This window comes from Proteus sp. PR00208 (genome assembly GCF_016238545.1).
Taxonomy (GTDB): domain Bacteria; phylum Pseudomonadota; class Gammaproteobacteria; order Enterobacterales; family Enterobacteriaceae; genus Proteus.
The window spans coordinates 1-18039 of sequence record NZ_JAEHQE010000008.1 but is presented as its reverse complement, the minus strand read 5'-3'; the positions used below and the strand labels follow the sequence as shown (position 1 = coordinate 18039).

Genomic DNA, 18039 nt, shown 5'->3' with positions numbered 1-18039 from the left:
TTTCTACAAAGTGATTGATTGAAGAAAAAAGCATCAATTAACCAACGTGCTTCACAGCGTCAGCAATACGATTTGCCATCGCAGTGACTTGCTCTTCATTTTCACCTTCAACCATGACACGAATTAAAGGTTCTGTTCCTGATTTACGCAGTAATACACGACCTTTACCAGCCAGTTCTTCTTCAACCGCTTTAGCGACTTTCTGAACTTCAGGTGTTTGTAGCGGATCGTGGCTACCGGTAAAGCGAACATTCACTAAAATTTGTGGTAATAGTTTCATACCACTACATAGATCATGCAGACTCATATGGTTACGCACCATTGCACTTAAAACTTGTAAACCTGCAACAATACCATCACCTGTAGTCGTTTTATCTAATAAAATAATGTGGCCTGAGTTTTCAGCACCTAAACGCCAGCCTTTCTCTTGTAATTTTTCAAGCACATAGCGGTCGCCCACTTTTGCTCTTACAAAAGGAATACCCAGTTGTTTAAGTGCAATCTCTAATCCCATATTGCTCATTAGAGTACCAACTGCGCCACCGCGTAATTGACCTTGGCGTAACGCTTCTCTCGCAATAATGTAGAGAATTTGGTCACCATCAACTTTTAGGCCTTGATGGTCAACCATGATGATACGGTCGCCGTCACCATCAAAAGCTAAACCAACATCAGCGCCTTCTTCTAAGACGCGTTTTTGCAACATACGAACATCTGTTGCGCCACACTCTTCGTTGATATTGATACCCGTTGGATCACAGCCAATAGTGATCACTTCAGCACCTAATTCACGAAATACGTTTGGTGCAATATGGTATGTTGCACCATGAGCACAATCGACAACCACTTTTAGACCATTAAGATTGTTTTCATTTGGGAAAGTCCCTTTACAGAATTCAATATAACGACCTGCCGCATCCACGATACGATTTGCACGACCAAGCTCTGCTGATTCAACACAGGTAATTGGCTTTTCCATTTCGGCTTCAATGGCTTCTTCTACTTCATCTGGTAATTTTGTACCATCAATAGAGAAGAATTTGATCCCGTTATCGTAATAAGGGTTATGAGAAGCTGAAATAACAATCCCTGCTTCAGCACGGAATGTACGCGTTAAATAAGCAACAGCAGGTGTTGGCATTGGCCCTGTAAATGAGGCGGATAAACCTGCCGCTGCTAAACCCGCTTCTAATGCAGATTCCAGCATATAGCCTGAGATACGTGTATCTTTACCAATAATGATTTTACGAGAGCCATGACGTGCTAATACTTTGCCCGCAGCCCAACCCAGTTTTAATACAAAATCAGGTGTAATTGGACTATCACCTACTTTTCCACGGATACCATCTGTTCCAAAGTATTTACGTTCGCTCATTCATTATTTTCCTTTGCAGAAAGAGTCGCTTGTACGATTTTCATCGCATCAACCGTCTCTTTAACATCGTGTACACGAATAATTTGTGCGCCTTGCATCGCTGCAATGACTGCGCATGCCACGCTACCAGCAACACGCTCTTGTGGTGGTACATTCAATAGTTGTCCAACCATTGATTTGCGTGACATTCCGGCAAGTATGGGTAAACCAAAGTGATGAAATTCACTTAGGTGTGCTAATAGTTGGTAATTATGCGCTAAATTTTTACCAAAGCCGAATCCTGGATCAAGAATAATTTGATTTTTTTCGATACCTGCATCAACACAACGTTGAATATTTTCTTGTAAAAAACGATCAACATCCATCATCACATTCTCATAATGTGGTGACTGTTGCATGGTTTTAGGGTCACCCTGCATATGCATAATACACACTGGCAAACCTGTTTTAGCGGCTGCTTCAAGTGCTCCCGGCTCTTGTAATGAGCGAATATCATTGATAATTGAAGCACCTACATTTGCGGATTCAGTAATGACTTGAGCTTTAGATGTATCAACAGAGATCCAAACATCAAAACGCTGACGAATAGCCTCAACAACAGGAACAACACGCTGTAACTCTTCATCAATAGAGACGTCACTTGCACCAGGTCTGGTAGACTCACCACCAATATCGATGATAGAAGCCCCTTCAGCGATCAATTTTGCTGCATGGTCAACTGCATCATTAAGTGAATTATGAGTGCCACCATCAGAGAAAGAGTCTGGAGTGACATTCAAAATCCCCATAACTTGAGGTGTTGATAAGTTAAGTTCGGTTCCTCTAGCCATTAATTTCATTTCATTGATACCTTCATAAAAAAACCCCAGAAGCCTGGGGTTTGTATTTATAGCTTACTCAATATGCGTAACCCAATAAGGATTAGTGAGTATTGTTATCAGAAGGCGTATCACTTTCTGACTCAGGCTTGTCTTTTGGCTCACTCGCTACATGCGTTTGTGCTGGCTGGGCAGTAGTCGTTGCACCACTATTGCCATTATTGCCTTCCCAACCCGCAGGTGGACGAACATCACGACGATTCATTAAATCATCAATTTGAGGCGCATCGATAGTTTCATAAGTCATCAGTGCATCTTTCATTGAGTGTAGAATATCAAGGTTGTCCATTAAGATCTGACGAGCACGAACATAGTTACGATCAACGATAGCTTTAATTTCTTCGTCAATTGTACGAGCTGTTTCATCAGACATATGTTGCGCTTTAGCAACAGAACGACCTAAGAACACTTCACCTTCTTCTTCTGCGTACAGCAATGGCCCTAATTTTTCAGAGAAACCCCACTGTGTCACCATGTTACGTGCAATATTGGTTGCAACTTTGATGTCATTAGAAGCACCCGTAGAAACATGCTCTACACCATAGATAATTTCTTCAGCTAAACGGCCACCGTAAAGTGTTGAAATTTGGCTCTCTAACTTCTGACGGCTCGCACTAATTTGGTCGCCTTCAGGTAAGAAGAAAGTCACACCTAATGCACGTCCACGAGGAATAATCGTCACTTTATGCACAGGATCATGTTCAGGTACTAAACGACCAATAATTGCGTGACCAGCTTCATGATAAGCGGTTGATGCTTTTTGTTCTTCAGTCATCACCATTGAACGGCGCTCTGCGCCCATCATTATCTTATCTTTCGCTTTCTCAAACTCGACCATTGAGACAACACGTTTATTACCACGAGCAGCAAATAAAGCCGCTTCGTTAACTAAGTTAGCTAAGTCAGCACCAGAGAAACCTGGAGTACCACGCGCTAAAATTGCTGGATCAACATCTGGTGATAAAGGTACGCGACGCATATGGACTTTAAGTATTTGCTCACGTCCACGCACATCAGGTAAACCAACAACCACTTGACGGTCAAAACGACCTGGACGAAGTAATGCTGGGTCTAACACATCTGGACGGTTCGTTGCCGCGATAACGATAATTCCTTCATTACCTTCAAAACCATCCATTTCAACTAGCATTTGGTTCAGTGTTTGTTCACGTTCATCATGACCACCGCCTAAACCAGCACCACGTTGACGACCAACCGCATCGATTTCATCGATAAAGATAATACAAGGTGCTGCTTTTTTAGCTTGTTCAAACATATCACGAACACGAGAAGCACCCACACCCACGAACATTTCAACGAAATCAGAACCTGAAATGGTAAAGAATGGGACTTTAGCTTCACCCGCGATGGCTTTTGCTAATAATGTTTTACCTGTACCTGGAGGCCCTACCATCAGAATACCTTTAGGGATTTTACCCCCTAACTTCTGGAAACGACCTGGATCACGTAAATACTCAACTAATTCGCTTACTTCTTCTTTCGCTTCATCACAACCCGCTACATCAGCAAAGGTTGTTTTGATTTGGTCTTCTGTCAACATGCGCGCCTTGCTTTTACCGAAAGACATCGCACCTTTACCGCCACCACCTTGCATTTGGCGCATAAAGAAAATCCAAAGACCAATCAGTAATAGCATTGGGAACCAAGACACAAAAATTTGAGTCAGAAGGCTTTGGCCTTCAAGTGGTTCACCCGTTACTTTTACATTACGGTTCATTAAAGTGGTCAGCAGGTTATCATCACGCATAGGCATATACGTGCTGTACTTTGAGTTATCTGTTTTAGTTACATTAATATCATAACCACTTATGCTGACCTCGCGTAATTGGTTATTAGTTAACTCATTGATAAAGGTAGAGTAATCCACCTTACGACTATTCGAATCGCTGGGTCCGAAGCTCTGGAATAATGACATCAAAACGACTGCAATAACTAGCCAGAGGATCAGGTTTTTCGCCATGTCACTCAAGGGATTAACCTCATATTACAACTGTGTTAACAAATAGCTTTAGGGTACTAAAGTTTACGCCCTGTGGCTACAATATATACCTCACGAGAACGAGACCGCGAAGCGTCTGGTTTACGAACTTTCACTTTCGTAAACAGGGAGCGTATTTGCCCCAGGTATTCATCAAAGCCTTCTCCCTGAAACACTTTGACAATAAAACTTCCCCCGGGAGCCAGTACATCACGACACATATCAAGCGCTAACTCTACTAAATACATGGATCGAGGGATATCGACCGCGGGTGTACCGCTCATGTTTGGAGCCATGTCAGACATGACAACCTGGACTTTGTTTTCACCTACTCTATCAAGCAACGCCTTCAACACAAGTTCATCACGAAAATCGCCTTGAAGGAAATCGACTCCAACAATAGGATCCATAGGTAAAAGGTCACATGCGATAATTCGACCTTTGCTTCCTAACTGCTGTACAACATATTGAGACCACCCACCTGGGGCTGCTCCTAAATCGACAACGGTCATACCTGGTTTAAAGATATTGTCGCTTTGCTGAATTTCTTCCAGTTTAAACCAAGCACGAGAGCGAAACCCTTTTTTCTTTGCTTGCTGAACATATTTATCACTAAAATGTTCTTGTAACCAGCGGCTAGAGCTTGCCGAACGTTTCTTATTGGCCATTGCGTTTTCCAACTATCATACACTTAGCTATCAAAATTTTTACTCTTTCACTCATTTAACCTCGTCTTAACGACATTTTATGGTGATAAGTGAGAGATGGCGTTAGAATAGATCGTTTTCAATCCCAACAAAGCAAAAATTAATGATGACTCTTAACAAAAAACAAATTCAACACCTGAAAGGGCTCGCTCATCACCTGAATCCAGTCGTTATGATTGGTAACAACGGGCTGACTGAAGGCGTTCTTGCAGAAATTGAACTCGCTCTGGCACACCATGAGCTTATCAAAGTCAAAATCGCAGGCGAAGACCGAGATGTTAAAAACTTGATCGTGGCAGCGATTGTACGCGAAAGCGGTGCACAGAATGTACAAGTTATCGGAAAAATTCTTGTTCTTTATCGTCCTTCAGAAGCACGTAAGATCATTTTACCGAAATAAAACTTGTATCTTTATATAAAAATGCCATAAGTAACTCTATGGCAAAAAAGGCCTTTTAAGGCCTTTTTTATATTACCACAGGATAACAGTCTAGTTTTCTATAGAAACGTAAATTACAAATTAAATATATTCTACGTTTAAAACTTCATACTCGACTTGTCCACCAGGTGTTGTGATAACCACGACATCATCTAACTCTTTACCAATTAACCCACGCGCAATCGGTGAGTTAACAGAGATTAAGTTTTCTTTAATGTTCGCTTCATCATCACCCACAATGCGGTAAGTTTGCTCTTCTTCAGTCTCAACATTCAATAGTGTCACTGTTGAACCAAAAATAATACGACCATTGTTATTCATCTTTGTAATATCAATGACTTGAGCATTTGATAATTTTGCTTCAATTTCTTGTATGCGGCCTTCACAGAAACCTTGTTGCTCTCTTGCAGCATGATATTCCGCGTTTTCTTTTAAGTCTCCATGTTCACGAGCTTCAGCGATAGCAGCAATAATCTCGGGACGACGAACACCTTTTAAATATTCCAGCTCTTCGCGTAATTTTTCTGCACCTAGAACTGTCATAGGGATCTGATTCATGTGTTAATACCTCAATACTATTCCTAATAAAAAATAGGTATCATCCTGATTTTTTATACTAACAACACAGAGAAAAGGATCTATTTACTCTTCTCAAGACAAAAAAAGACACAGGCAACCTTAAATTGGGCCTGTCTCTACATATATTCGGTAAATGAGGGGACGCTATTATATTCCCAACTCATGCTATTGGGACGTAAACTAAACCTCCCATACTTAAAACTAAATCTAACACAACAGACGCATTGCTTCACGCCTTATCTCTCTTTATAAAGAGATAAACAGACTTTTTCCGATAATGAGCTAATCCTGCTTGTTACCGTTTACTTTTGCCCTCATTGCCCTTTAGTATTAGCCTCTGGCAATCAATACTGTAACGTTACACGCTATAGTCACGGATAGAGAAATTATGCACTTACTATCAACATTTCGACGGATACTTTACACATTAAGTATCATTAGTTTTTCAACCCAAGCAATACCTGTTGAAAACTACACATCCCTTCTTCCTGAAGGAACACAAGTAGGTTTAATAACTCAACCCGTTGGCGCGGCTTCTCCTAATCTTAACTATCATGCCGAGCAATTAGCACTTCCAGCAAGTACTCAGAAAGTGGTGACTGCACTTACTGCATTACTTCAATTAGGTGGAAATTATCAATTCACCACAACAATGGAAACAGAAGGCAAGATAAAAGACAATCAGCTTAATGGTGATTTGATCTTTCGTTTTACTGGCGATCCTACATTAACCCGTCAGCAATTAAGAGCAATGGTTGCCATATTAAAGCAATCAGGTGTTACAAAAGTACATGGTGATTTGCTTATTGATACTTCTGCTTTTTCAAGCCACGACAAGGCCCCAGGTTGGGTTTGGAATGATCTGACACAATGCTTTAGTGCCCCTCCTAGTGCTGCAATTGTTGATAAGAACTGCTTTTCCGTCTTACTGCAAAGTGGCAAAAAAGAAGGTGATATTGCCACAATACGTAAAGCTTCTTTCTATCCTGTCACTGTTTTAAGTGAAGTTGAAACTTATGAGAAAGGATCAACTCGTACCCGTTTTTGTGAATTAGATGTCACGGTTCGTGACTTAAATACCTATGTAATCACAGGTTGTATTCCTAAACGTGATGATGCAGTACCTTTAATGTTTTCTATTCAAGATGGTGCTCATTGGGCGGGTACAATTTTAAAAGAAGAGTTACAACGCGCCAATATTGAACTTGATGGATATATCAAACGTCGATCTCAACTAAAAGCGCCTGTTACTGTACTGGCACAGACACAATCAAAACCGTTACATAGCTTACTGACGACCATGCTAAAAGAGTCTGACAATATGATTGCAGATACCGTATTTAGAACTATTGGTCGTGAGTATTATGGCGTTGCAGGTACTTGGCGCTCTGGCGCAGAAGCAACCCGCGCTATTTTAAAACAAAAAGCCGGAATTGATTTAGCAAATACCGTTATAGTTGATGGCTCTGGTCTTTCTCGCCATAACCTCATTTCACCTGCAACCATGATGCAAATCCTTCAATATATTGGAGTACATGAAAGTGAATTAAACTTTATCACTATGCTTCCCCTTGCAGGACATGACGGTACATTACAATATCGAGGCGGTTTTCATGAAGCGGGTGTGGATGGCAAGGTTTCTGCCAAAACGGGATCATTAAAAGGGGTTTACAATCTAGCGGGCTTTATGACCACGGCAAATGGGCAAAAAGTTGCGTTTGTACAATACGTTTCGGCGTATTCACCTCCTACACAGAATCGCAATGCTGGACGTGCTTATTTAGTGCGTTTTGAAACTAATCTGTATAAAGATATGTACAACAACCGCTAGATTTACACTCAGTAAATGTAGTCAATGTATATGAAAAACGCCTGATTAATCAGGCGTTTTTATTTTATCATGATGAAAATAATGATTAACGTTGGTAGATAAACTCGATACCGTCGTCATCCTCTTCATCCCAATCATCATCGTCATCTTCTTCGAAATCAGGATTTTCTAGTTGTTCTTTATGGTAATCATCCCACATAAAGTCAACTTTTCCTGGCTCTGCTTTTGTTGCAACAATATCTTGCTCACGCGGAGTAACATTCAGGAATTCCATGATATTCCAGCAAAGTTTTTTCACACCTTCTTGGTTGATTGCCGCTATCATGTAATAGTTTTCATCCCAACCTAGCGCTTCAACAATTGCTTTTGCCTTCTCTTTTGCTTCTTCAGCATCAAGAAGATCAACTTTATTGAACACTAACCAACGTGGTTTTTGTGCTAATTTTTCGCTGTATTTCTCTAATTCAGAGATAATAATTTTTGCATTTTCCACAGGATCCGATCCATCAATAGGATCAATGTCGATCAAGTGTAATAACACACGACAGCGTTCTAAGTGTTTTAAGAATTGGATCCCAAGACCTGCACCATCAGCAGCGCCTTCGATTAATCCGGGAATATCTGCAACCACAAAGCTTTGGTGATTATCCATACGCACCACACCTAGGCTTGGTACTAATGTTGTAAATGGATAATCAGCAACTTTAGGTTTTGCTGCTGATACTGCACGAATAAATGTAGATTTGCCCGCATTTGGCATACCAAGCATACCCACATCAGCTAATAACATTAGCTCTAATAGGACTTCGCGAGATTCACCTGGCGTTCCCATTGTACGTTGACGTGGAGCACGGTTCACCGACGATTTAAAACGCGTATTACCTAAACCGTGGAAACCACCTTTAGCAACCATTTGCTTTTGACCGTGAGCAGTCAAGTCAGCAATGACTTCATTTGTTGCTAAATCACGGACACGCGTTCCGACAGGAACACTGATAGTAATATCTTGACCACGCTTACCGGTGCAATCACGGCTGTGGCCATTTTCACCACGCTCTGCACGATAAGATTTAGTAAAACGGTAATCAATTAAGGTGTTAAGGTTTTCGTCTGCAATCATGTAGACATCACCACCATCACCACCATCACCACCGTCTGGTCCCCCGTTAGGGATATATTTTTCGCGACGAAAGCTTACACAGCCGTTACCACCATCGCCCGCGACGATTAGGATCTTGGCCTCATCAACAAATTTCATGATTTTACTCCGTATAGTAGCCATTAACGTGCTGGATGGCCGAAATTACCCAGAGATGGCCTTTTTTAAATATAAAAAGCCCCGCAACAGATTTGCAGGGCTTTTGACTCGGTGCTTAAAGGACCAGTAATTATTCAGCTTCGATGCTGATAAATTTACGGTTGTTTGGACCTTTAACTTCGAACTTAATTTTTCCGTCAGCTAATGCAAACAGGGTGTGGTCACGACCACAACCAACGTTAGTACCTGCATGGAACTTAGTACCACGTTGACGAACGATGATGCTACCTGCTAATACAGCTTCACCACCGAAACGTTTAACACCCAGACGTTTTGCTTCGGAATCACGACCGTTACGAGTCGAGCCGCCAGCCTTTTTATGTGCCATTGAACTACTCTCCTAAACCTTAAGCGATACCAGTGATTTTAACATCAGTAAACCACTGACGGTGGCCCTGTTGTTTACGGCTGTGTTTACGACGACGGAACTTAACAATCTTAACTTTATCGCCGCGACCGTGAGCAACCACTTCCGCTTTAACTTTAACGCCCGCAAGGATTGGAGCGCCAATTTGAATGTCATCGCCATTAGCGACCATCATTACAGTATCAAACTCGATTGTTTCGCCAGTAGCTACTTCCAGCTTCTCTAAACGAATAGTTTGACCTTCGCTGACTCGGTGTTGTTTACCACCACTTTGGAAAACCGCGTACATATAAACTCCGCTTTCCGCACACTCCCAATATGTATAATTTGAGTGCACAATTAAAATATTCACATAGGGCGCGAATTCTACGCAAATTTAGTGCCGATGACAAGTACAGATCGCAAACTAGCGTTAAAAAAAAGAGTTTTTTACACGATATTTATTTCAGCCATTTTTAAAGTACAATCTAAATTATAAGAGAGTAAAATCTATGGCATGATCATTTTTTATTAATAATAACGCGCTCATTGGCGAGCCAAAGTCGAAAAAACATGAATTTAGAATCTATTATAAAACTAACATCCGCTGATATGACTGCGGTAAATGAGGCAATCCTTTACCAGCTTAATTCAGATGTTTCTTTGATAAACCAACTTGGTTACTACATCATTAGTGGTGGTGGTAAAAGGATCCGACCAATGATCGCAGTGCTCACTGGACGAGCATTGGACTATCAAGGTGACAAACATATCTCGGTCGCAGCGCTTATCGAATTTATTCATACTGCAACGTTGTTACATGATGATGTTGTTGATGAATCTGATATGCGCAGAGGAAAACAAACGGCAAATGCCGTCTTTGGAAATGCTGCCAGTGTACTTGTTGGCGACTTTATTTATACACGATCCTTTCAGATGATGACGGATCTTGATTCGATGCGTGTATTAAAATTAATGTCTAACGCCACCAATGTGATCGCTGAAGGTGAAGTTTTACAATTAATGAATTGTAACGATCCCGACATTTCTGAAGATGACTATATGCAAGTTATCTACAGCAAAACAGCTCGTCTCTTTGAAGCGGCTTCTCATGCATCAGCGATCCTTTCAGGTGCGACACCTGAGCAAGAAAAAGCATTCCAAGATTATGGTCGTTATCTTGGGACTGCTTTCCAGCTCATTGACGATTTACTTGATTATGATGCAGATAACAACCAGTTGGGTAAAAACACTGGTGATGATCTTGATGAAGGTAAACCAACGTTGCCATTACTTCATGCTATGCATAACGGCAATGAAGAAGAATCCCAATTAATTCGCCAAGCCATTGAACAAGGTAATGGCCGCCATTTATTGGATACTGTTTTAAATACTATGAAACAGTGTGGCTCTTTGGAATATACCCGCCAAAAAGCAGAAGAAGAAGCAGACAAAGCGATTGAAGCTTTATCAATTATACCTGACTCACCGTATAAAGATGCGCTTATTGGGCTTGCTCACGTCGCTGTACAACGTCAATCATAACTTTGATATATAATCCCTATTAGTTATGTAAAGAAGCCCGCTAGAGCAACTACGTCGACTCTGGTGGGCTTTTTAATTTATTGAGAACTTCTTCGTTTTCTCGTTCAATAGCATCTTGATTATCTGCATCAATATAACTAATGAGCTTTGCTAATCCTTCACGGAGCACAAATTTTACAATTTTCTCTCGTTCTGATTTAGTCAGTTGATAATAGGCTTCAACCCAAATCAAAAAGGCATCCTGACGTTTCGATAAATACTCAGCCGGAGGTTCATGTGCAGCGAGCACACTGATCACCTCATCAGGCAGACTTTTTACAGAATACTCAACAGCTTTTCCCTGCACGCCACGTTTACGACGGTTTTCCCATCCTTCACGACGCGCCATCAAGTTAACTCCCTGCGGTGAGTTAGGTAACCCCGCAAGCCCCACTAATTCTTTCGCTGTATACCATTCTTTTTTCATGATCTCATCTCACATTCAACTAAGAGGTTAGTCAGATAGATATCTGTTGCGGATAACGCAATAATAGATTCTTTAAAATCGCTTAATCATTGACGACTTTTTCTAAAAAACTTCTAATACCATCCCGCAATATCAGCTCTGTTAAGGTTTTTTGTTCACCATCATTTAGTTGTTGGAATGCTTTCACCCAGATAACGAGTGGCTCCTCTTTTTTATTTAATTTGTAATGTGCTAATGGCTCATAAAGTTCTAGAGCAATTAAAGTTTCTTCTGGTAAACAAGAATAATGATATTCAACACCATTACCTTGCTTATTTTTTACATTCTGTTTTTGCCAAGATTCGCGTCTTGCTTTTGAATTTATACCTTGTGGTGATTTAGGTAATCCACCTATACCCGTCAATTCCTTTGCCGTATACCACTCTTTTTTCATTATGTTTCTCTAAAATTGTTATCAACTTCAAAAAAGAAATTATTAAGAAAAAAATCAGAAATCTTTTTAGAAAAATAATGTTATTTTATTTTCTAAATAATCAGTTTAAATGCTTTAGGACATTTCTAATAAACTGTTATTTATACCACTAACACAGCAATTAATTTTATAGAAAAAGGATTAAAAATGATTTCAAGGAAATCTGATTGGCATCCTGCCGATATTATTGCCGCACTTAGAAAACGAGGAACAACACTTGCTGCCATCTCTCGCCAAGCAGGGTTAAGCTCTTCAACACTCGCTAATGCGCTATCACGCCCTTGGCCTAAAGGAGAAAAAATCATTGCTGATTATCTTGGTATCTCCCCCTCTGAAATTTGGCCTAGCCGTTATTTTCACCCTGAAACAGGAGAATTACTTGAGCGAAAGATTCGTACCAAAACTAATAATTAACTAATAATTACAGACATTATAATTAATAAAAAAAACCGCTGATATAGTATCAGCGGTTTTTATTTAAATTTGCATTATTTTTATAGCAAAAAAAGTATTTCTTTATTTATTAATAAATTCTTCACCAAGAATTATATCTTTTTTCAATACATCTAACATGCCATTAAGAGATTGCTTTTCAAAATCACTTAATTTACCAATAGATAAATATTCCTCTACACCGTTTTTACCTAAAAGAATAGGTTGTGCAAAGAAACGGGCATATTCTCCGTCACCTTCTGTATAGGTACATTCAATAACATTTTTCTCGCCATTTAGAGCGCGAATTAATGAAAGACCAAAACGAGCCGCTGCTTGGCCCATTGATAATGTAGCTGATCCGCCACCAGCTTTTGCTTCTACTACCTCAGTACCTGCATTTTGAATGCGTTTAGTCAGTGCAGCAATTTCATCATCAGTAAATGAAACGCCATCAACTTGAGATAATAGAGGAAGGATAGTCACACCAGAGTGTCCACCGATTACAGGAACATTGGTTTTTTGTGGATCTTTACCTTTTAGTTCAGCGACAAAGGTATTGGCGCGAATAATGTCGAGTGTAGTAATTCCGAAGAGACGTTTTTTATCATAAACGCCTGCTTTTTTGAGTACTTCAGCGGCAATAGCAACCGTTGTATTCACTGGATTAGTAATGATACCGATAAGTGCTTTAGGGCAGTTTTGTGCAACCTTTTCAATTAAGTTACGCACAATACCCGCGTTAACATTGAAAAGATCTGAACGATCCATGCCTGGCTTACGGGCAACACCCGCAGAAATCAGAACAACATCAGCGCCTTTTAGTGCAGGAGAAGGATCTTCACCCGCAAAACCTTTTACAGTAACTTGAGTCGGGATATGGCTTAAGTCAGCTGCGACACCCGGCGTGACGGGAGCGATATCATATAAAGAGAGTTCACTACCAGCAGGAAGCTGGTTTTTAAGAAGAAGTGCCAGTGCTTGACCAATACCACCTGCTGCACCGAGAACTGCTACTTTCATTCTGATACTCCTTAGTTTACAAGATAGTGGAACGCCTTAGAGATATTCACTATTACGCAATTCACCTTGTAAAAAACAATTATTTAACAGCAATATTGCATAATAAGGCATTTACAGTGAAAAATAATACTTTGGTTATTCTAAACAAATTGCTTATCTGTTAATGAGATAGTGGACACTCTTTTGATAAATAATTTCAATAAACATGACAAAGTGTTAAGTACACCATCATCCTTATGATAATCATTTAACCTTATCATTTATTTAACAAATATTTTACCTTCCTTAAATTATCACATTCACGCGCCGTAAATAAATTTTTTTTGCAGTACATTCTACTTTACAATTTTGAGGAGGCTATCACGCGCCTTTCTTCGTCTTTTGTTGCATAAAAATTCACTTCTCTGCATAATACACAGGTTATTGATAACTCACTAAAGGTGAACTATGCGCGTTCCTTCTAAGCAAGAAGACTTGGTTAAAGCGTTTAAAGCCCTGCTGAAAGAAGAAAAATTCAGTTCACAAGGCGAGATTGTGACTGCATTACAAGAGGCTGGATTTGATAATATTAATCAGTCCAAAATCTCTCGTATGCTAACAAAATTTGGTGCAGTAAGAACCCGTAACGCCAAAATGGAAATGGTTTATTGTCTTCCTACTGAGCTTGGCGTACCAACAGCAAGCAGCCCACTAAAAAATCTGGTACTCGATATCGATCATAACCATTCTGTTGTGGTGATAAGAACAAGTCCGGGTGCGGCACAACTTATTGCACGTTTATTAGATTCATTAGGCAAAGCAGAAGGGATCCTTGGCAGTATTGCGGGTGATGACACCATTTTTTCAACACCGGCACCAGGATTTTCCACAGAAGAATTACGAGACGCTATTCTGAATCTTTTTGATCAGGAATTATAATTAGCCTTTCTACAGCTTCAAAAAATAAGCCACTGAATTTTCAGTGGCTTATTTATTTTTAATACTGGCTATCAAGATCTTTAGGCTGTGCTAATTTTGCGAGCAGTTTTTCGTGAATACCACCAAAACCGCCATTACTCATAATCAAAATATGATCGCCCGCTTGAGCTTCTTTCGCAATCATATCGACTAATGTATCAAGATCCGTACTCCAACGAGCAGGTTGTACACAATGCTCTGCAATGTCACTCACTAACCACTGAATATTAGGTGGCTGAAATAAAAAGACTTCATCAGCACGACCTAATGCAGGTGCGATATCATCCTTGCTAATTCCCATTTTCATGGTATTTGAACGAGGCTCTAACACCGCAATAATACGAGCAGTTCCACCGACTTTACTGCGTAACGCTTCAAGCGTTGCCAAAATCGCTGTGGGATGATGTGCAAAGTCATCATAAACACTTATTTGGTTAACCTCACCACGTAGCTCTAAGCGACGACGCGCATTAATAAACTTATCTAACGCTTCACAAGCATCAGCAGGTAAAACACCAACATGATGCGCTGCAACAATCGCCATTAAGCCATTTTGCATGTTGTGTTCACCAGAAAGTCCCCAACACACTTCACCAACTCGCTCACCTTTGTGAAATACCTCAAAATGACTACTGTCATTACTGAGTTTTTTAGCTTGCCAATCTCCTGTTTCACCTGTGAATTCTTGTTCACTCCAGCATCCCATACCAATGGTCTGTTTTAAATTCATATCGCTATCAGGCATGATGATTTTTCCTGTGCCTGGGACGATACGAACTAAATGATGGAATTGTTTTTGAATTGCCGCTAAATCATCAAAAATATCGGCGTGATCGAATTCAAGATTATTTAAAATCAGTGTGCGTGGAGAATAATGAACAAATTTAGAGCGTTTATCAAAGAAAGCACTATCATATTCATCAGCTTCAATCACAAAGAAAGGGCTTTCGCCTAACTGTGCAGATACTTGGAAATTACCCGGCACACCACCAATTAAAAAACCAGGTTTATAACCACAGTCTTCTAAAACCCAAGCCAGCATACCTGCTGTTGTGGTTTTACCGTGGGTTCCAGCAACGGCTAACACCCAACGTTCAGGTAAAATATAATCATGTAACCACTGAGGGCCTGAGGTATAAGGTAAACCTTTTTCAAGTACAGCTTCAACACAAGGATTTCCTCGTGTCATCGCATTACCAATAATCACCATGTCAGGGGCAGGTTCTAATTGTTTTGGGTCATATCCCTCAATCAGTTCGATTCCCTGATTTTCTAATAAAGTACTCATGGGTGGATAGACATTAGCATCTGAGCCTGTGACTTTATGTCCCTTCGCTCTAGCTAAAATGGCAAGACTTCCCATAAAGGTGCCACAAATACCAAGAATATGAATGTGCATGAATTTCTGTCCAATAGCATGAAGTTGGTCACTATTCTAACGATCAAAAAGCAGATAAGAAACGGATTAACCTTTGAATCGTGCGATTCTTTGGCTAAACTTGCCACCACCAAGGAGATTTTTCTCCTTTTTTACTTTACCCACTCACATTCAGGACCTGCGTCATGAAAACATTAGGCGAATTTATCGTCGAGAAACAACAAGATTTTCCCCATGCAACTGGCGAACTTACTGCATTACTTTCGGCGATTAAGCTTGGGGCTAAAATTATCCACCGTGATATTAACAAAGCAGGGTTAGTCGATATCCTTGGTACTAACGGTGTTTCTAATGTTCAAGGTGAAGCCCAGATGAAACTGGATCTTTACGCGAATGAGAAACTAAAAGCTGCATTAAAAGCGCGTGGTGAAGTTGCGGGTATCGGATCAGAAGAAGAAGATGATATTGTTATCTTTGAAGGTGATCGTGCTGAAAATGCTAAGTATGTTGTACTAATGGATCCTTTAGACGGTTCGTCGAATATTGATGTAAACGTTTCCGTCGGAACAATTTTCTCTATTTACCACCGTATTACGCCTATTGGCCAATCTGTCACTTTAGATGACTTCTTACAACCAGGTCATCGCCAAGTAGCCGCGGGCTATGTCGTTTATGGCTCATCAACCATGTTAGTTTATACAACAGGTTGTGGTGTTCATGCCTTTACTTACGATCCATCTTTAGGTGTATTCTGTTTATCTCATGAAAGCGTACATTTCCCACCAACAGGAAACATGTACTCAATCAACGAAGGTAACTACATCAAATTCCCATTAGGTGTAAAAAAATACATTAAGTATTGCCAAGAACAAGACGCAGCAACAAATCGCCCTTATACCACACGTTATATTGGCTCTTTAGTTGCTGATTTCCACCGCAACTTACTGAAGGGCGGTATTTATATTTACCCAAGTACTGCAAGCCACCCTACTGGTAAATTACGTTTACTCTATGAATGCAATCCAATGGCGTTCTTAGCCGAACAAGCTGGCGGTAAAGCAAGTAACGGTAAAGAGCGTATTCTTGATATCGAACCAAAAGAACTTCACCAACGTATGCCTTTCTTTGTAGGGACTAAATCGATGGTTGAACAAGCTGAAAGCTTTATGGCGCAATATCCAGACGAAGAATAATCCATTCGTTTAGCACTAACATAGATAAACCGGACTTCTTATTCGTCCGGTTTTTTCATCTTTGAAAATAACTCTTTCTTTTATTTGCTGCTTATTTTTACGTCAGAACGCAACATGTTCGGCAAAAAACGGGTATTGTTAAAAACTTTTCGCTATACTAAAGCCCACGTAAAATTAATTTTTTTATAGGAAATTTTTTATGAGCCTGAATCATGTTCCTGCTGGTAAAGAACTACCAGAAGATATCTATGTTGTTATTGAAATCCCAGCAAATGCTGATCCTATCAAATACGAAGTTGATAAAGAAAGTGGCGCACTGTTCGTTGACCGTTTTATGTCAACTGCAATGTTCTACCCATGCAACTACGGTTACATCAACAACACGTTATCTTTAGATGGTGACCCAGTAGACGTTCTGGTTCCAACTCCATATCCATTACAACCAGGTTCAGTTATTCGTTGCCGCCCTGTTGGCGTACTGAAAATGACTGACGAATCAGGTGAAGATGCGAAACTGGTTGCAGTTCCACACACTAAACTGAGCAAAGAATACGATCACATTAAAGATGTGACTGATCTGCCAGAGCTTTTAAAAGCACAAATCAAACATTTCTTTGAACACTACAAAGATTTAGAAGCAGGCAAATGGGTTAAAGTTGACGGTTGGGAAGGCGTAGAAGCAGCTAAAGCTGAAATTCTGTCTTCTTTCGAACGCGCTAAAAAATAATTCTGACCCACTCAGAATAACTAAGTGAATTATAACTTAATAATTTACTAATAAATAAGCTCTTCATTTTATTGAAGGGCTTTTTTTATGATAACGACGTCTCTTTTTTAAGCGTATTACAAGCAATCCACCACTTATCAATGTTATTCCTATAGAAATAATCATCAGTGTGTAAATAACGGTGACCTCCCCCATAGAGAAAAACAAAAGCCCACCAACAATGGGTAATATCATCTGATTTAATAAAATAACCAATGATGAAACGCTAGCGAGCTGATTTATGGGAATAATTTCTATTCTTAATATTCTCAGTATATTACCTGAAAAGACTTTTCCAATAATTGAAACCGCATAGCAAATAATAAATATAATTA

Annotated in this window: 19 protein-coding genes and 1 pseudogene; 7 read left to right on the top strand and 13 right to left on the bottom strand. The window is 40.0% G+C overall.

Annotated elements, in window-relative coordinates:
• Positions 1 to 37 precede the first annotated feature (37 nt).
• From glmM to rlmE, 4 genes are all read right to left on the bottom strand, one after another.
• Positions 38 to 1375 (bottom strand): phosphoglucosamine mutase, encoded by a 1338-nt coding sequence (gene glmM / locus JEP36_RS07475; RefSeq protein ID WP_088493982.1) that lies wholly within the window; start codon positions 1373 to 1375, stop codon positions 38 to 40.
• Positions 1372 to 2214 (bottom strand): dihydropteroate synthase, encoded by an 843-nt coding sequence (gene folP / locus JEP36_RS07470; RefSeq protein ID WP_198620215.1) that lies wholly within the window; start codon positions 2212 to 2214, stop codon positions 1372 to 1374. The genes glmM and folP overlap by 4 nt, the downstream gene beginning before the upstream one ends.
• An 82-nt stretch (positions 2215 to 2296) precedes the next feature.
• Entirely contained in the window at positions 2297 to 4243 is a 1947-nt protein-coding gene (gene ftsH, locus JEP36_RS07465) for an ATP-dependent zinc metalloprotease FtsH (protein WP_198620216.1), read from the bottom strand.
• A gap of 47 nt (positions 4244 to 4290) precedes the next feature.
• Positions 4291 to 4920 (bottom strand): 23S rRNA (uridine(2552)-2'-O)-methyltransferase RlmE, encoded by a 630-nt coding sequence (gene rlmE, locus JEP36_RS07460; protein WP_036939360.1) that lies wholly within the window; start codon positions 4918 to 4920, stop codon positions 4291 to 4293.
• Positions 4921 to 5065: 145 nt separating this feature from the next.
• Between rlmE and yhbY the strand changes: the two genes are divergently transcribed.
• A complete protein-coding gene (gene yhbY / locus JEP36_RS07455; RefSeq protein ID WP_036914752.1) occupies positions 5066 to 5359 on the top strand; it encodes a ribosome assembly RNA-binding protein YhbY in 294 nt (97 codons plus the stop codon).
• A 120-nt stretch (positions 5360 to 5479) separates the two neighbouring features.
• Here the strand turns inward: yhbY and greA are convergent, their stop codons facing one another.
• A complete protein-coding gene (gene greA / locus JEP36_RS07450) occupies positions 5480 to 5956 on the bottom strand; it encodes a transcription elongation factor GreA (RefSeq protein ID WP_088493984.1) in 477 nt (158 codons plus the stop codon).
• 409 nt (positions 5957 to 6365) lie between these two features.
• Between greA and dacB the strand changes: the two genes are divergently transcribed.
• Positions 6366 to 7808, top strand: coding sequence for a serine-type D-Ala-D-Ala carboxypeptidase (gene dacB, locus JEP36_RS07445; RefSeq protein WP_198626352.1), 1443 nt, complete (start codon positions 6366 to 6368; stop codon positions 7806 to 7808).
• An 85-nt stretch (positions 7809 to 7893) separates the two neighbouring features.
• On the opposite strand, the gene cgtA is transcribed toward dacB, so the two are convergent.
• From cgtA to rplU, 3 genes are all read right to left on the bottom strand, one after another.
• Positions 7894 to 9066, bottom strand: a complete 1173-nt coding sequence (gene cgtA / locus JEP36_RS07440; protein ID WP_036914694.1) for an Obg family GTPase CgtA — start codon at positions 9064 to 9066, stop codon at positions 7894 to 7896.
• 130 nt (positions 9067 to 9196) lie between these two features.
• On the bottom strand, positions 9197 to 9454 hold the full coding sequence (gene rpmA / locus JEP36_RS07435; RefSeq protein ID WP_006535706.1) for a 50S ribosomal protein L27: 258 nt from the start codon (positions 9452 to 9454) through the stop codon (positions 9197 to 9199).
• A 19-nt stretch (positions 9455 to 9473) separates the two neighbouring features.
• On the bottom strand, positions 9474 to 9782 hold the full coding sequence (gene rplU / locus JEP36_RS07430; protein ID WP_006535707.1) for a 50S ribosomal protein L21: 309 nt from the start codon (positions 9780 to 9782) through the stop codon (positions 9474 to 9476).
• 263 nt (positions 9783 to 10045) lie between these two features.
• On the opposite strand from rplU, the gene ispB reads away from it, so the two are divergent.
• Complete coding sequence (ispB, locus tag JEP36_RS07425; RefSeq protein WP_196571106.1) at positions 10046 to 11017, top strand: octaprenyl diphosphate synthase; 972 nt, start codon at positions 10046 to 10048, stop codon at positions 11015 to 11017.
• Positions 11018 to 11066: 49 nt separating this feature from the next.
• On the opposite strand, the gene JEP36_RS07420 is transcribed toward ispB, so the two are convergent.
• On the bottom strand, positions 11067 to 11483 hold the full coding sequence (locus JEP36_RS07420) for a DNA-binding protein (protein WP_023583583.1): 417 nt from the start codon (positions 11481 to 11483) through the stop codon (positions 11067 to 11069).
• Between the two features lie 82 nt (positions 11484 to 11565).
• The gene (locus JEP36_RS07415) at positions 11566 to 11916 is read right to left on the bottom strand and encodes a DNA-binding protein (RefSeq protein WP_109372684.1); all 351 of its coding nucleotides are present in this window, start codon (positions 11914 to 11916) and stop codon (positions 11566 to 11568) included.
• Positions 11917 to 12102: 186 nt separating this feature from the next.
• Here JEP36_RS07415 and JEP36_RS07410 point away from each other — a divergent pair, with 186 nt between their 5' ends.
• Entirely contained in the window at positions 12103 to 12369 is a 267-nt protein-coding gene (locus tag JEP36_RS07410; protein WP_198620218.1) for a helix-turn-helix domain-containing protein, read from the top strand.
• Positions 12370 to 12471: 102 nt separating this feature from the next.
• On the opposite strand, the gene mdh is transcribed toward JEP36_RS07410, so the two are convergent.
• Positions 12472 to 13410: a malate dehydrogenase gene (mdh, locus tag JEP36_RS07405; protein ID WP_196533556.1), complete on the bottom strand. Its 939-nt coding sequence runs from the start codon at positions 13408 to 13410 to the stop codon at positions 12472 to 12474.
• A gap of 447 nt (positions 13411 to 13857) precedes the next feature.
• Here mdh and argR point away from each other — a divergent pair, with 447 nt between their 5' ends.
• The gene (gene argR / locus JEP36_RS07400) at positions 13858 to 14328 is read left to right on the top strand and encodes a transcriptional regulator ArgR (protein WP_006535714.1); all 471 of its coding nucleotides are present in this window, start codon (positions 13858 to 13860) and stop codon (positions 14326 to 14328) included.
• A gap of 58 nt (positions 14329 to 14386) precedes the next feature.
• On the opposite strand, the gene mpl is transcribed toward argR, so the two are convergent.
• Complete coding sequence (gene mpl, locus JEP36_RS07395; protein WP_109372688.1) at positions 14387 to 15766, bottom strand: UDP-N-acetylmuramate:L-alanyl-gamma-D-glutamyl-meso-diaminopimelate ligase; 1380 nt, start codon at positions 15764 to 15766, stop codon at positions 14387 to 14389.
• A 164-nt stretch (positions 15767 to 15930) separates the two neighbouring features.
• Between mpl and fbp the strand changes: the two genes are divergently transcribed.
• Positions 15931 to 16938, top strand: coding sequence for a class 1 fructose-bisphosphatase (gene fbp / locus JEP36_RS07390; protein WP_023583589.1), 1008 nt, complete (start codon positions 15931 to 15933; stop codon positions 16936 to 16938).
• 199 nt (positions 16939 to 17137) lie between these two features.
• Complete coding sequence (ppa, locus tag JEP36_RS07385; protein WP_072069581.1) at positions 17138 to 17665, top strand: inorganic diphosphatase; 528 nt, start codon at positions 17138 to 17140, stop codon at positions 17663 to 17665.
• Between the two features lie 63 nt (positions 17666 to 17728).
• On the opposite strand, the pseudogene JEP36_RS17755 reads toward ppa, so the two are convergent.
• Positions 17729 to 18039, bottom strand: a pseudogene (locus JEP36_RS17755) (MFS transporter); the annotation flags it as partial.